Annotated in this window: 1 tRNA gene; it reads right to left on the reverse strand. The window is 42.6% G+C overall.

Annotated elements, in window-relative coordinates:
- Positions 1 to 74, reverse strand: a tRNA-Ile gene (locus tag Q1B03_RS22100).
- Between the last annotated feature and the right edge of the window lie 161 nt (positions 75 to 235).

Genomic DNA, 235 nt, shown 5'->3' on the forward strand with positions numbered 1-235 from the left:
TGGGCCTAAGTGGACTCGAACCACCGACCTCACGCTTATCAGGCGTGCGCTCTAACCAGCTGAGCTATAGGCCCATATTCCATAAAAATGAATGATAAGCAATGCTTACCATTGTTTGTAGATGGAGAGTTGTTTTGCTTTCGCAAAAAACTTAGTTGAACCATCAAAACTGAACAAAACTTCGACGTGTCAAACGTTTTAGTTAAATCTTCCTTAGAAAGGAGGTGATCCAGCC

The sequence above is a fragment of the uncultured Rossellomorea sp. genome (genome assembly GCF_947488365.1).
Taxonomy (GTDB): Bacteria; Bacillota; Bacilli; order Bacillales; family Bacillaceae_B; genus Rossellomorea.